This window comes from Enterococcus sp. DIV1937 (genome assembly GCF_050535975.1).
Lineage (GTDB): Bacteria > Bacillota > Bacilli > Lactobacillales > Enterococcaceae > Enterococcus > Enterococcus faecalis.
The window spans coordinates 2,000,527-2,015,109 of record NZ_CP172909.1 but is presented as its reverse complement, the minus strand read 5'-3'; the positions used below and the strand labels follow the sequence as shown (position 1 = coordinate 2,015,109).

11 protein-coding genes and 1 other annotated feature are annotated in these 14,583 nt (G+C 36.4%); all 11 genes read left to right on the top strand.

The genetic code is table 11. The features are described 5' to 3' along the window. Positions 1-12: 12 nt before the first annotated feature. The 11 genes from IGL13_RS09585 (at position 13) to IGL13_RS09535 (ending at position 14,572) form a co-directional block, all read left to right on the top strand. Positions 13-564, top strand: coding sequence for a helix-turn-helix domain-containing protein (locus IGL13_RS09585; RefSeq protein WP_002362234.1), 552 nt, complete (start codon positions 13-15; stop codon positions 562-564). Between the two features lie 112 nt (positions 565-676). Then, entirely contained in the window at positions 677-2,008 is a 1,332-nt protein-coding gene (locus tag IGL13_RS09580) for a hypothetical protein (RefSeq protein ID WP_002378581.1), read from the top strand. A 175-nt stretch (positions 2,009-2,183) separates the two neighbouring features. Then, positions 2,184-7,136, top strand: coding sequence for a fibrinogen-binding MSCRAMM adhesin Fss2 (gene fss2 / locus IGL13_RS09575; protein WP_010713951.1), 4,953 nt, complete (start codon positions 2,184-2,186; stop codon positions 7,134-7,136). Between the two features lie 198 nt (positions 7,137-7,334). After that, positions 7,335-8,036 carry a bacterial Ig-like domain-containing protein gene (locus tag IGL13_RS09570; protein ID WP_002356634.1) on the top strand — a complete coding sequence of 234 codons (702 nt, stop codon included), beginning with the start codon at positions 7,335-7,337 and terminating at the stop codon, positions 8,034-8,036. Next, entirely contained in the window at positions 8,037-9,473 is a 1,437-nt protein-coding gene (locus IGL13_RS09565; RefSeq protein WP_002370475.1) for a helix-turn-helix domain-containing protein, read from the top strand. 243 nt (positions 9,474-9,716) lie between these two features. Further along, positions 9,717-10,904, top strand: coding sequence for an FtsW/RodA/SpoVE family cell cycle protein (locus tag IGL13_RS09560; RefSeq protein ID WP_002356636.1), 1,188 nt, complete (start codon positions 9,717-9,719; stop codon positions 10,902-10,904). 24 nt (positions 10,905-10,928) lie between these two features. Then, positions 10,929-11,288 (top strand): arsenate reductase family protein, encoded by a 360-nt coding sequence (locus tag IGL13_RS09555; protein WP_002359675.1) that lies wholly within the window; start codon positions 10,929-10,931, stop codon positions 11,286-11,288. 5 nt (positions 11,289-11,293) lie between these two features. Continuing rightward, on the top strand, positions 11,294-11,608 hold the full coding sequence (locus tag IGL13_RS09550) for a glycine cleavage system protein H (RefSeq protein ID WP_002413422.1): 315 nt from the start codon (positions 11,294-11,296) through the stop codon (positions 11,606-11,608). A 53-nt stretch (positions 11,609-11,661) separates the two neighbouring features. Continuing rightward, positions 11,662-11,909, top strand: a binding site (T-box leader). 113 nt (positions 11,910-12,022) lie between these two features. Continuing rightward, positions 12,023-13,060 (top strand): methionine ABC transporter ATP-binding protein, encoded by a 1,038-nt coding sequence (locus IGL13_RS09545; RefSeq protein ID WP_002378574.1) that lies wholly within the window; start codon positions 12,023-12,025, stop codon positions 13,058-13,060. Further along, positions 13,053-13,739 carry a methionine ABC transporter permease gene (locus tag IGL13_RS09540; RefSeq protein WP_002362617.1) on the top strand — a complete coding sequence of 229 codons (687 nt, stop codon included), beginning with the start codon at positions 13,053-13,055 and terminating at the stop codon, positions 13,737-13,739. The genes IGL13_RS09545 and IGL13_RS09540 overlap by 8 nt, the downstream gene beginning before the upstream one ends. Positions 13,740-13,753: 14 nt before the next feature. Further along, positions 13,754-14,572 (top strand): MetQ/NlpA family ABC transporter substrate-binding protein, encoded by an 819-nt coding sequence (locus IGL13_RS09535; protein ID WP_002359679.1) that lies wholly within the window; start codon positions 13,754-13,756, stop codon positions 14,570-14,572. The last annotated feature ends 11 nt before the right edge of the window (positions 14,573-14,583 follow it).

The following is a 14,583-nucleotide window of genomic DNA, read 5'->3' as shown; positions in this document are numbered from 1 at the left end:
GGAGCAACTATTTTGGAGATTAATACAATTATTGGCAATAATTTAAAAAAAATTAGACAAGAAAAAAAACTTACGTTAGATGAACTAGCTGGGATAACCGGAGTGAGTAAAGGGATGCTTTCGCAGATTGAAAAAGGAACCACCAATCCTACCATAAATACAATTTGGAAAATAAGTAATGGACTCAATGTTCCATATACGTATTTATTAGAAGATGACTATGTTAAAGAAAATCCCGTGGTTAAAAAAACTGAGACGGTAACACAACATTCTGAAGATCACTCCTATCGAGTCTTTAATTACTACTCGGACAACCAGGAAAGAAACTTTGAACTCTTTCAGTTTGAATTAGATCCAGGGAAAAAGTATCAAGCTGTTGGGCATTCAAAACGTTCGACAGAATATGTCATGGTTATTCAAGGAGCATTAGCTCTTGAAGTCGGCGGTCAGAGATACCTTCTTCCAAAAGACGCCGCTATGTATTTTGATGCTAATCAAGTACACACGTATATAAATGACGGAACAGAGAAAGTCCAAGCAGTCGTCATTAACTATTATACGTAACAGTGGAAAATAAACATTAGAAAATTGCTGCATCTGTTATTTTATGGACAAAAAAAGTAAACAATGCTACCCTAAAAATAATAGAAAATGAAAGATAAAAGAAGAGGTCAAAATGAATAAAAAAATTGAAAGTCTTGGTAATACAGCATTAAGTTTACTAAGTAATACGATTATTGTTGTGCCTTATTTACTTTACATTCAATTGAGTGATGGACACAACCTTCTAACAATTTTACCATTTGTCTTATTTTATACATTGCGTATGACAGGCATTTTTCTGGTTCGAGGAATTAATTTGTCTTTAACTAGTCTAGGTCTACTAAAGATTTCTCTATTGTTAGGCTTGGCAGGCTCCTTAATTGGGATTGCCGGCGCTTATTCTTTCCCGCTTTATAGTATTTCAGGAATGTTGTTAGGACTTAGTGGAGCGTTGTTGCCACCAAGTAATCAATCAATTCGCTTTTTCTTAAAAGAAGAAGGTCAAAAAATCAGTCATAGCAATCTTTTAACGACAGTCTTATTGACCGCTGTTTTATTTGGCGCTTTATTTTTTAAAGCGACTGAGATTGGACTGGCGTTATTGGTGTACGCGCTCTATTTTCTGGTTGCTTTAGTAGCAATCAAGAGCTATCCTGTTTCATTAAACGAGCTAGAAGAAGAATCAGCAGAAGTTTCACGAAAAGAATTAATTCTGTTTGTTATCTTTTTTGTGTTATTACTTTTATTAAGAAGTGGTCGCTTATTAACGAATGCGGTGGAATTTGATTATGCGATTGTTGGCGCCTGCTGTTTCTTTGTGGTGGCTGTCCTTTTCGTTAGTCATTATGGCAAACGCGGTGCGTATAAAGTATCATTAGAAATGAATCTTGCGACCTTGATTAACGGGATTGTGGGGAACTATTTATTTTTATTTGGTTCCATTTATGTTGCAGGGGTTTACGGCAGAGCTCATATGGGCATCTATCTCTATTTACCTTATGTTTTAGGGATGATTTTTGCAATGATTGCAGCTAGTAAAACGAAACAATGGTCAAACAACATACCAATGATTGGTCTGGCGGGAAGTTTGGGAATATTACTTCTTACTTCGTGGACTATTTTAGGCCTGTTTCTCTTGAGTTTTTTCAAAAGCACATTGAACAGCTTTTTAGCTAGGCGATATTATCAAGAGACAGATTTGCCAAAAGATAGCCGCATCCTTATCAAATATACAACACAAACAAAAGGGAGTTTATTCCATCAATTTATTTTGATGGCGCTTATGTTAGTCACTGTAGTAGGCAAAGGTGGCACGACACAATTTTTATTAGAATTGACTGGCGGCAAAGGCATTTCAACGCAAACAAGTCAATTTTTAACTTTCATTAAAAATAGTAACTCGCTCTTAGTGTTATTGTTTATTGCAGTTTATTTCGTGGTCGTTTTTCGCCAAAAGAAACGATAATTTACAAATATTCATAAAAAAATACTTGGAAAAACAGTGATTGTGGCTGATTTTCCAAGTATTTTTTTATGAAAAGATGTTTTTTTTTTTCGAAGATTCAAAAAAAATTAATCAATTGTTTCATTTTTAACAAGCTATTATTAGGTTATATGAATTTTATTGAAAGGGGATTAGTATGAAGAAAAAAACTTTTTCTTTTGTGATGTTGAGTATACTTCTCGCACAAAATTTCGGGTTTGCCGCAAATGCCTATGCTGTAACAACGACAGAAGCACAAACAGAGACCACTGATACAGCAAAAAAAGAGGCAGAGTTATCGAACTCAACACCATCTTTACCTTTAGAAACAACGAATACTTCAGAAATGAATCAACCAACTGCAACAACTGAATCGCAAACCACAGAGGCGAGCACAACAGCTTCCAGTGGTGCTACACCATCTGAACAACAAACAACGGAGGACAAGGACACCTCACTTAATGAAAAAGCCCTACCAGATGTTCAAGCGCCAATTACAGATGAACTACTTGACAGTATGAGTCTTGCGCCGATTGGTGGAACAGAATACAGCCAAACAGAGGTTCACCGCGAATTAAATACAACACCGGTAACCGCTACGTTCCAATTTGCTGTTGGAAACACAGGTTATGCACCTGGATCAGTTTATACAGTTCAATTACCAGAACATTTAGGTTATTCAACTGTTAGCGGAGATGTGACGGGCATTGGCGCAACTTGGGCAGTCGATGCGGCAACCAAAACATTAAGTATTACGTTTAATCAACGAGTTTCAGATACTTCCTTTAAAGTAGAATTAAAAAGTTATCTAACAACAGAGGCGGAACCATTAGTCAAAATTGAAACTCCAGGAAAAAATAAAAAAACCTACTCGTTTGATTTATATGAACAAGTGGAACCAATTCAATATAACGAACGAACCAGAACGACGGGATTAGATGGCGAAATTTTTTATAATTTAGACCGGACGTTAACTGGCAATCAAACATTAGAATTATTAACAACAGAGACGCCAGGCGCTGTCTTTGGAAAACAAGATAACTTGGAACCTCAAGTTTTCAGTTACGATGTCGACATTAATGGTCAAATTTTACCAGAAACGCAAACCCTGTTAACACCTGGCAAAGATTATACATTAAGCGATAATTCACTCGGGCGGATTGCTGTAACTGTTCCAAACATGAATCAACAAAAAGCCTATTCCTTATCGATTAATCGGACAATTTATTTAGAGAGTGCTTCGGACTATAACTACTTATATTCGCAGCAGTATCCAACAACAAAAATTGGGTCAATTTCTTTGAAAAGTACGACAGGAACTAAACAAACAACCGATTTTACTGCTAAGACGAGTCAAACAAGTAAAGTAATTGCTGATCGTGAAATGCGTAGTATGTCCTATATCAGTTTTCAAAGCAAAGGGAAATATTATGTAACAATTTATGGCACGTTAACAGAAACAAAAGTGGGTCAACAAATCGTATTAGAGAGTACAAACGGTCAAGAAATTAAGAATCCTAAATTTACGGCGTATGGTCCTTTATATGAAAATGTAAAATTGGAAGACTATTTTGATATTAAAACTGAAGGTGGCAAGCTCACTTTAACGGCCACAAAAGATAGCTATTTAAGAATAAATATTTCTGATTTAACAATGGATTTTGACAAGAAGGACATTAATCTATCATTAAGTACACCTGTAATTGGTCCTAATAAAGCCATTCAATTAGTATCCGATCAATATATTGAACCAATTAGTGTTGTTAATCCTTTGAATGCTGAAACTGCTTGGGGTAATTATGATCAAAATGGTGCCTATTCATCAAGAACAACTGTCTCAGTTATGGGAAGCAAAGAGACACCGATTCAAAATTTAGAAATTAAAGTAAAGCATCCTAATTATCTTTCATTACGAGCTACAAAAGAAATTTATTTTTATTACAAGTTAGGAACGGATTATACAGTAACGCCAACGTCAGATGGTTCAGTTATTAAGTTCACTACGCCAATAACCAACGAAATCCAAATTCCAATAGGTTTTAATTACGTGCCAGATAGTTTGCCAAAAGATAAAAGTATCCCAGTCGATACGATACCGATAACAATGAGTGCTGAAGGTTTAACTCCAGTTGATACGACAGTAACTACTAATAGTAAGCGTGGTTCAGAACGAACACTTCAAAGTAGTAAAAATCAATTCCTTGTCAATGCACGAAATGATTCTTTTGACTCACTAAGCGTCCGTACAAAAATTCCAGCTGGCGCCGATGTTCTTTTTGACATTTATGATGTTTCAAACGATCAGGTAGATTCAATTTATCCACAATACTGGGATCGTGGCTATTATTTTGATAAACCAATGTCACCAGACAGTCCTGGATACCCAACGATTACTTTTGACGAAAATACCAATAGTTACACGTTTGATTTTGGAAAAACCAACAAACGTTACATTATTGAGTATAAAAATGCCAATGGCTGGATCGACGTGCCAACTCTTTATATAACTGGGACAGCTAAAGAACCACAATCGAATAATAATGAAGGGTCTGCTACGGTTTCTGTTCAAAATGAAGCGTTAGACATTTTGAGTGCAACACAAGCGGCGAATCCAACATTAAAAAATGTAACAAAAACGACAGTAACAACAAAAAATATTGATAATAAAACACATCGTGTGAAAAATCCAACGATTGAATTAACACCCAAAGGCACAACCAATGCTCAAATCGATTTGAATTCTATTACCGTGAAAGGTGTGCCAGAAGATGCTTATTCATTAGAGAAGACTACAAACGGTGCGAAAATTATTTTTAAAGACTATACATTGACAGAAAACATTACGATTGAATACAATACTGTCTCTGCAAACGCTGGCCAAATCTATACAGAAACAACAATCGACTCTGAAACATTGAACCAGATGTCTGCTAGCAAGAAAAAAGTCGCCACTGCGCCAATCACATTGAAATTCTCAGAAGGCGATGCGGAAGGTATTGTTTATTTAGCAACTGCCACATTCTATACGCATAACATAGAGGATGAAAACCAAGCAATTGCGAAGGTTTCTTTTGAACTAATTGATAATGTCACGCATACAGCAACCGAATTTACAACAGATGAAAAAGGTCAATACTCCTTTGATGCCATCATGACAGGTGATTATACTTTGCGAGTAACGAATGTACCGCAGGAATATTCCGTGGATGAAGAGTATTTGACAGGTAAAGCCATTAAGCTGGTCAAAGGAGACAATCAACTAAAAATTCCATTAACTAAAACAATTGATCACAGTCGTTTACAAGTCAAAGATTCAACGATTTATGTCGGCGATTCATGGAAACCAGAAGAGAACTTTGTTTCAGCGACAGATAAAACAGGTCAAGATGTCCCATTCGAAAAAATCACTGTTTCAGGTCAAGTTGACACTAGCAAAGCAGGTGTTTATCCAATCGTATACAGTTACGAAGGTAAAGAAGAAACAGCTAATGTGACCGTCAAACCCGACCAATCTAAGTTAGAGGTTAAAGATACAACGATTTATGTTGGTGATTCGTGGAAACCAGAAGATAATTTCGTTTCCGCGACAGACAAAACAGGCCAAGACGTTCCGTTTGAAAAAATTGATGTTCAGGGAACAGTGAATGTCGATAAAATAGGCGATTATGAAATTGTCTATAAAAATGGCACAAAAGAAGCGAAAGCAATCGTTCATGTCCGTGATGATAGTCGTTTACAAGTCAAGGATACAACGATTTATGTCGGCGATTCTTGGAAACCAGAAGAGAACTTTGTTTCAGCAACAGATAAAACAGGTCAAGATGTCCCATTCGAAAAAATCACTGTTTCAGGTCAAGTTGATACTAGCAAAGCAGGCGTTTATCCAATCGTATACAGTTACGAAGGTAAAGAAGAAACAGCCCATGTGACCGTCAAACCCGACCAATCTAAGTTAGAAGTCAAAGATTCAACGATTTATGTTGGTGATTCGTGGAAACCAGAAGATAATTTCGTTTCAGCAACAGACAAAACAGGCCAAGACGTTCCGTTTGAAAAAATTGATGTTCAGGGAACAGTGAATGTTGATAAAATAGGCGATTATGAAATTGTCTATAAAAATGGCACAAAAGAAGCGAAAGCAATCGTTCATGTTCGTGATGACAGTCGCTTACAAGTCAAAGATTCAACGATTTATGTCGGTGATAAATGGGAAGCAGAAGATAACTTCGTTTCAGCAACAGACAAAACAGGCCAAGACGTTCCGTTTGAAAAAATTGATGTTCAGGGAACAGTGAATGTTGATAAAATAGGCGATTATGAAATTGTCTATAAAAATGGCACAAAAGAAGCGAAAGCAATCGTTCATGTTCGTGATGACAGTCGCATACAGGTCAAAGATTCAACGATTTATGTCGGCGATTCATGGGAACCAGAAGAGAACTTTGTTTCAGCGACAGATAAAACAGGTCAAGACGTTCCCTTCGAAAAAATCACTGTTTCAGGTCAAGTTGATAACACCAAAGCAGGCGTTTATCCAATCGTATACAGTTACGAAGGTAAAGAAGAAACAGCTAATGTGACTGTCAAACCCGACCAATCTAAGTTAGAGGTTAAAGATACAACGATTTATGTTGGTGATAAATGGAAACCAGAAGATAATTTCGTTTCAGCGACAGATCGTGACGGTCATGCTATATCCTTTGATAAGGTTCAAGTAAAAGGGGAAGTTGATACAAAGAAAACAGGAGAGTACCAGATTTCCTATACCACTGAGCCAGTTAATGAAACCAAACCAGCTGTGCAGTCACGACTTTTCTCAATGTTTTCAAACGAAACACCTCGTCAATTGACGACAGTAGCAACTGTTCATGTGATTGATCGTAATCCTACACCACTACCAGATAAAAATGAGAACAACCAGACTAGTTCCTCAACGAATCAAACCACGATAAAAAGTAGTCAGTATGTCACACATATTGTGAAACCTGACAAGCAAGGACGTTATCCAAAAACGGGAGAACAAACTAATGGTCTATATCGTGTGCTAGGACTTGTTGTGTTACTTATTGTGATTATTAGTGGTATAGTCATCAAGAAGAAACGAAAATAATTAAATGAGCGTGGGGCAAAAGTTTAAAGTAACTTTTGTTCCACGCTTAAAAGATGAATAAGTGCATGAATGAGGGTAGCTGTTTCCTTGGAAAATAGGAAGTTTTACAAGTGACTTTTATTTTAAGAACACCTATTAGCAGGTTTTTCTGTTAAGATAGTTATTTTTATGAAATAGTTTGGAGGAATAATAAACGAGATGAACCAGCGAACTATTTATTATGGTAGTATCGGCACAGCCTTATTTCTTTCTTCAGGAATGTTGATTGCTTCAGTGAATAGCTATGCAAACGAAGCGACAACACCAGGCAAATACACCGTGACTTATGAAGTGGATGGCAAAATTGAAACAGCAACCATTACGGTCAAAGAAAATCAAACGGAACTTAAATTAAAAGACACGTTTTTAGGAGTTAATCAAGCATGGTCACCCTTAGACAATGTCGTTTTTCTAAAAGATAAAGAGGGTCGCCCTTTAAATTTAGAAAATGTAATTATAGAAAATAATGTAAATACTCAAAAAGTAGGCCTTTATTTTGTAACCTTCCGTTACGAGTCATACCTTTCTATTGCGAAGGTGTATGTCAACCCTACTAATTTTGCTGCAGAGGGGAATATGCTTGCAGAGCTTCCTTATAGTCAAGCAATGATTGGCCCAGAAAGACCAATTATTGCCTCGAGACAGGACAAGGAGCAACAAACAAAACAGGAGAAAAAGAAAAATAAAATTGAACAGGAACGAGTAAATAAAAAGGTGCTGTTAAATGATGAGTTGTTGAAAAAAATAGATACGATAGCCCCAGTGGAAATTACTGGAGGAGCGGCAAGTGGGTCCTCTCAATTTGGCACCACTTTAAGCTTCCTGTCAGGCTCACTTTTGTATGGAACAAGGAGAGTTTAAATGGAATTCTTGTTATTAGATGATCGGGAAAATTTAAAATTAGCGATTATTAGAAAGTTAGAGCAACAATATTCATTTTCTGAACGAAAAGATCGTTTATGTAAGCAATTAGCTATTTCTCCTTATTTGCTAGAACGGAACATAACAGAAATCAATGCAGATTTGCAACGCTTTGGTCTGATTAATGAGATGGAAATCAGTGAAAAAAATAATGAAATTTTGTTATCTCAAAGCCTTCGTATTTCTTCAAGTATTATTGAAGAATATTATTTAAAAGACTCGTTAGAATTTAATCTATTAAAAACGATTTTCTTTCATCAGTTTACCTCAATCAAAAAATACGGTGAAAAGCACGGGATGAGTCGAACGGTTGTATACAAAATTGTTGACCATATCCGGAAAGAATTAGGTCAATACGGTATTAAGTTATCCAAAAATTTACAACTTAGCGGCAATGAAATGGCGATTAGACAATATTTTACTATGCTTTATTACCGAATTTACAAAGATTCTGAAGAATTATATAATCAAACAGATCTTCGCGCAGTTAACCAATTATTGGCTCAATTGAAAGGCTCTTATGAAAATATCACTAATTTTCATTTATTTAAACATTATGTATTGGTGGCGTTAGAACGAACGCAAAGAAAAGCTAATTATTTTTTATCCCAAGAAGAAAATCCATTCGCTTTTGATGAAGAAAGTTCGATTTATCAAGAAATTCAATGTTGGATCAACGAAGTGATGAAGGCGACTCATGCAGAGAAAAACGCAGAAATTCAAGGAATTATCGGCAATTTATCGGTCTATCAAAGTGAACTTATTTCGGAACATTTGCTGAGTTCTCACAATGAGGCAATTACGGCTACGAAAACATTATTCTTTTCTTATATGCCGTTTACAATTTCGGACGAAGAATTTTATCAAGAAATTGTTCCGATTATTTATCAACATCGTTTTATTACGCCGTTCATCGATATCACCTTACGAATTATGGATTTAGAATTTTTTCAGGAACGCTACCCAATTGTTTTTAATAGCTGTCGTCAGTTTTTATTTGCGTTGGATTGCTCGGCGTTTGAGTTTAGTAAGCTTTCTTTATTTTTTGATTTGCTATTAGTGTTATCCCGTCTTTATGACCAAAGGAATGAAAAAAGCACGATCAATCTTTATGTGAATTTTACGCAAGGAGAAAAATATACTCAGTTTATCAAAGAACAAATCAAAATATTCGAATCTTTCAGCATTCACTTTCATTCAGCGATTCGACCAGATACTGATTTAGTAGTTTCGGATTATTTACCAAAAACGTTATTTTCAGTAAAATGTTTAATTTGGTTAGCGCCCCCGCGAGCCAGTGACTGGCAAAATTTTGGCAACGAAATTGTCCGAATTAATAAAGAGCTACAACAAACGAAACAAAGAAAAAGCGAATAAAAACAGTCGCAACGTGTTTTAGTTGCGACTGTTTTTTGTTACTGAATGTTTATAGTAAACTTTCTCATTATCACTGATGTAAAAAATTTTAAATAAAAGCCAAATAGGATTGAAGAAAAAGAAAAAATTGCTAGTGAAGGACCAATTCTCTAAAGTTTTTCTCAAATATAGTAGAATTCCTTTCTTTTCTTCTGTGAGAAAGATATAATAAAAAACGTATGAACAAAGGAAAAGGGATGACGAATGAATAGAAAAGAGAAAACAAATTTAGATAGTCGAATTGATTACGGCGTGATATTACCAGTTTTTCTTTTATCACTAATTGGTATGCTATCGCTTTACGTAGCGCTTTACAATGATCCAAGCAAACCTAAAATTGGTAGCTTGTTAATGAAACAAGGACTGTGGTATTTAGTCGGAGGATTAAGTATTGTCATTATTATGCATTTTAGCTCAAAATTACTCTGGCGGTTAACGCCCGTTTTTTATGCACTTGGATTAGTATTAATGGGATTACTACTGAAATTCTATGACCCCGTGCTAGCAGAGCAAACAGGTTCTAAAAACTGGATTCGCTTTGGTGGCACCACATTCCAACCATCGGAATTGATGAAGATTGCGTTTATTTTGATGTTGGCCTATATAGTGACCATGCATAATGTTAAATATGTGGACCGAACACTCAAAAGCGACTTTTGGCTAATCGCTAAAATGCTATTAGTCGCGATTCCGGTAATTGTTTTAGTACTTTTACAAAAAGACTTCGGGACGATGTTAGTTTTCTTAGCCATTTTTGGGGGAGTTTTCTTAATGTCTGGCATTACTTGGAAAATTATTGTGCCAGTTTTTATTTTAGCTGCTCTAGTGGGGGCAGGAACTATTTACTTGATTACAACAGAAACAGGTAGAGATTTATTGTCTAAGTTAGGGGTCGAAGCCTATAAATTTGATCGGATTGATTTATGGCTAAATCCTTTCCATACAGATCCAGATCGCTCATTCCAACCAGCGCTAGCATTAACAGCAATTGGTTCTGGGGGCCTTTTCGGAAAAGGCTTTAACGTGAGTGATGTGTATGTCCCTGTTCGTGAGTCAGATATGATTTTTACAGTTGTTGGTGAAAACTTTGGCTTTATTGGTGGCTGTTTCATTATTTTGTTGTATTTTATTTTAATCTACCGCATGATCCGCGTTTGTTTTGATACAAATAATGAATTCTATGCCTACATTGCCACAGGAATTATCATGATGATTTTGTTCCATGTTTTTGAAAACATTGGAGCGAATATTGGTTTACTACCATTAACTGGGATTCCATTACCGTTTATTAGTCAAGGTGGTTCTTCCATTTTAGGTAACATGATTGGGGTGGGCTTAATTATGTCCATGCGTTACCAACAAGAAACGGTTCGTACCAGAAGTGGTCGTTAAAGAAAGAAGAAAGAAGGGGTAGAAATGTACACACTTTATGAATATCCTAAATGCTCAACTTGTAAAAAAGCGAAAGCGTGGTTAGACCAACAAGGCGTTAAATACCAAGCAATTGATATTAAAGCAACACCGCCTAGTAGTGAACAATTAGCAAAATGGATGAAAGAGACCGGCTTGCCTGTTCGTCGTTTTTTTAACACAAGTGGGGTTTTATATAGAGAACAAGGCTTAAAAGATCTTGTTGACAGTTTTTCTATTGAAGAAGCAAGTCAGCGTTTAGCTGCGGATGGCATGTTGATTAAGCGTCCAATTCTCTTAAAAGACAATACATTTCTAACGAATGGTTTTAAAGAAGCAGATTACGAAGGAGTGCTTGGAAAATGAGTGAAATGAAACAAATCGATCAATTATGGATCGTACCAACAGAAGCAGGTTATAAAATTGGTTTAACCGCCGAAGCCCAAGAGGATTTAGGAAAGATTACTTTTGCAACGTTTCCAAAAGTCGGACAAACATTAGCTAAAGGTGACTCTTTAATTGAATTAGAAGCAGAAAAAGCAGTCAGTGAATTCAGTAGTCCATTATCTGGTAAGGTAGTTGCGATTAATGAAGCGGCTGATCAAGAGCCAAGTGCATTAGATGAAGAAAATGCCTGGATTGCTGTTTTAGCAGATGTTGAACCAACAGAATTTGAAAATCTTTAGTCTTACGTTGACAAGGCCAATGTTTATTGCTATAATTTTCTCAATCTAATCAAAAGAAAGCTTTGAAAAGAAGAGTACATGTTAAGGACGTTTGAAGAGAGCCCTGTTTGCTGAGAATGGGTAACAGATTTAAGATGGAAGATGGTCTTTGAGCAGAGTAAGTGAGCGAAGCAGTGAACTTACTACGGGGCGCCCGTTACAGCCAACGGTATGCGAAGAATCAAGTACCGTATGAGGTTATTATTGAGAAATAATAGCGAATTAAGGTGGTATCACGAAATGACAAACTTTCGTCCTTTTTGCTGTAATAGCAAAAGGATGGAAGTTTTTTTGTTTTTATTAAGCAAATTCGTTTCATAAAAAGTGCGAAACCTTCAAAATAAGAAAGTAGAACAGAAAGAAGAGGAGAACAAAATGGCATTAATTGAATTACGTCATGTAAAAAAAGAGTTTTCCGGTAAAGCGGGTAAAGTCACGGCTTTAAAAGATATTGATTTAACAGTTGAATCAGGTGATATTTATGGCATTATTGGCTATTCAGGTGCAGGAAAAAGTACGTTGGTTCGCCTATTGAATGGACTTGAAACACCTACAGAAGGTGAAGTAGAAATTCAAGGACAAGATATTGCATTGTTGCCAAATAAAGAACTACGAAACTTCCGTAAAAAAATTGGGATGATCTTTCAACATTTTAATTTATTATGGTCACGGACGGTCCTAGAAAATATCACGCTCCCATTGGAAATTGCTGGCGTTCCAAAACAAAATCGGAAAAGCCGCGCAGAAGAGTTAATCAAGTTGGTTGGTTTAGAAGGACGGGAAACCGCCTACCCAAGTCAACTCTCTGGTGGGCAAAAGCAACGAGTGGGGATTGCCCGTGCCTTAGCTAACAATCCTGACATTTTGCTTTGTGATGAAGCAACGAGTGCTTTGGATCCGCAGACAACTGATGAGGTGCTAGAATTACTACTAAAAATCAACCAAGAATTAAATTTAACGGTTGTATTAATTACCCATGAAATGCACGTGATTCGTAAAATCTGTAATCGCGTAGCCGTGATGGAATATGGTGAAATTGTTGAAGAAGGTAAAGTGATCGATATTTTCAAAAAGCCTCAAACAGAAATTGCGAAACGCTTTATCCAACAAGAAGCGGATAAAAACATTGAAGAAACGGAACTGGTTGTTGAAGAAATGTTGGAACAATATCCGAATGGAAAAATTGTTCGCCTGCTTTTCCACGGTGAACAAGCGAAATTGCCAATTATCTCGCATATTGTCCAAGAATATCAAGTAGAAGTTAGTATTATTCAAGGGAACATTCAGCAAACAAAGCAGGGTGCAGTGGGTTCTCTTTATATTCAATTATTAGGCGAAGAGCAAAATATTCTAGCAGCCATTGAAGGATTACGTAAACTTCGTGTAGAAACAGAGGTGATTGGAAATGAATAATCGTGGCTTAGCAAGTTTCTTTGATTTTTCCCAAATTGATATAAGTAAACTACAAGAAAAAACGATTGAAACACTTTATATGACAGGGATTTCAATCATAGTGGTCGCCATTTTAGGGCTGATTTTAGGACTACTACTTTTTGAAACGTCAGGCAGAAAAGGGATTTTGAGCCGATTACTGTATTGGCTAGTGGCCATTTTTGTAAATATTTTCCGTTCGATTCCGTTTATTATCTTAATCGTTCTGTTAATTCCTTTTACAAAAATTATTTTAGGGAGTATGTCTGGTGTCAAAGGCTCCTTACCAGCATTGATTATTTCCGCAGCACCTTTTTATGCTCGCATGGTCGAAATTGCTTTTCGTGAAGTCGATAAAGGCGTGATTGAAGCAGCCAAAGCAATGGGGGCCAATCGTTTCCAAATAATTTGGAAAGTTCTATTACCAGAAAGTCTGCCAGCGCTTGTTTCTGGCTTAACCGTTACAACCATTTCCTTAGTGGGCTATACTGCAATGGCAGCTGCTATTGGAGCGGGTGGTTTAGGAAGTTTGGCGTATCAAGATGGCTTCCAACGTGGTCAAAATACAGTTACCTTAGTAGCAACGATTTGTATCTTAATTATTGTCTTTGCGATTCAATGGATTGGGGATACAGTCGCTAAAAAAATAGATAAACGATAAATGGAGGGAATAAGATGAAAAAACGTACATTATGGTCAGTAATTACTGTAGCAGTAGCTGTCTTAGTTTTAGGGGCTTGCGGCAATAAAAAGAGTGATGACTCGGTCTTGAAAGTTGGAGCTTCACCAGTTCCACATGCAGAGATTTTAGAACATGTAAAACCTTTATTAGAAAAAGAAGGCGTAAAATTAGAAGTGACGACTTATACAGATTACGTGCTACCTAACAAGGCGTTGGAAAGTGGCGATATCGATGCCAACTATTTCCAACATGTGCCGTTCTTTAATGAAGCGGTTAAAGAAAATGATTATGACTTTGTGAATGCAGGTGCGATTCATTTAGAACCAGTTGGGCTTTACTCGAAAAAATACAAATCGTTACAAGAAATTCCTGATGGTTCAACGATTTACGTTAGCTCTTCCGTTTCAGATTGGCCACGTGTTTTAACGATTTTAGAAGATGCTGGTTTAATCACGCTGAAAGAAGGGGTAGACCGGACAACTGCTACTTTCGATGATATTGATAAAAATACTAAAAAGTTGAAATTCAATCATGAAAGTGATCCAGCAATCATGACCACTCTTTATGACAATGAAGAAGGGGCTGCGGTTTTAATTAACTCAAACTTTGCCGTGGATCAAGGATTAAATCCGAAAAAAGATGCGATTGCCTTAGAAAAAGAAAGTTCACCTTATGCCAATATTATTGCGGTTCGTAAAGAAGACGAAAACAACGAAAATGTAAAAAAATTAGTCAAAGTGTTACGTAGCAAAGAAGTCCAAGATTGGATTACGAAAAAATGGAACGGCGCTATTGTTCCAGTCAATGAATAAAAAGAAAAAGA

What these genes read in the sequence shown, in the direction of transcription:
- IGL13_RS09565 (WP_002370475.1), top strand. Translation starts at nt 8,037, where the DNA reads ATGGAATTCTTGTTATTAGATGATCGGGAAAATTTAAAATTAGCGATT.
- IGL13_RS09535 (WP_002359679.1), top strand. Translation starts at nt 13,754, where the DNA reads ATGAAAAAACGTACATTATGGTCAGTAATTACTGTAGCAGTAGCTGTC.
- IGL13_RS09555 (WP_002359675.1), top strand. Translation starts at nt 10,929, where the DNA reads ATGTACACACTTTATGAATATCCTAAATGCTCAACTTGTAAAAAAGCG.
- IGL13_RS09540 (WP_002362617.1), top strand. Translation starts at nt 13,053, where the DNA reads ATGAATAATCGTGGCTTAGCAAGTTTCTTTGATTTTTCCCAAATTGAT.
- IGL13_RS09570 (WP_002356634.1), top strand. Translation starts at nt 7,335, where the DNA reads ATGAACCAGCGAACTATTTATTATGGTAGTATCGGCACAGCCTTATTT.
- fss2 (WP_010713951.1), top strand. Translation starts at nt 2,184, where the DNA reads ATGAAGAAAAAAACTTTTTCTTTTGTGATGTTGAGTATACTTCTCGCA.
- IGL13_RS09560 (WP_002356636.1), top strand. Translation starts at nt 9,717, where the DNA reads ATGAATAGAAAAGAGAAAACAAATTTAGATAGTCGAATTGATTACGGC.
- IGL13_RS09550 (WP_002413422.1), top strand. Translation starts at nt 11,294, where the DNA reads ATGAAACAAATCGATCAATTATGGATCGTACCAACAGAAGCAGGTTAT.
- IGL13_RS09545 (WP_002378574.1), top strand. Translation starts at nt 12,023, where the DNA reads ATGGCATTAATTGAATTACGTCATGTAAAAAAAGAGTTTTCCGGTAAA.
- IGL13_RS09580 (WP_002378581.1), top strand. Translation starts at nt 677, where the DNA reads ATGAATAAAAAAATTGAAAGTCTTGGTAATACAGCATTAAGTTTACTA.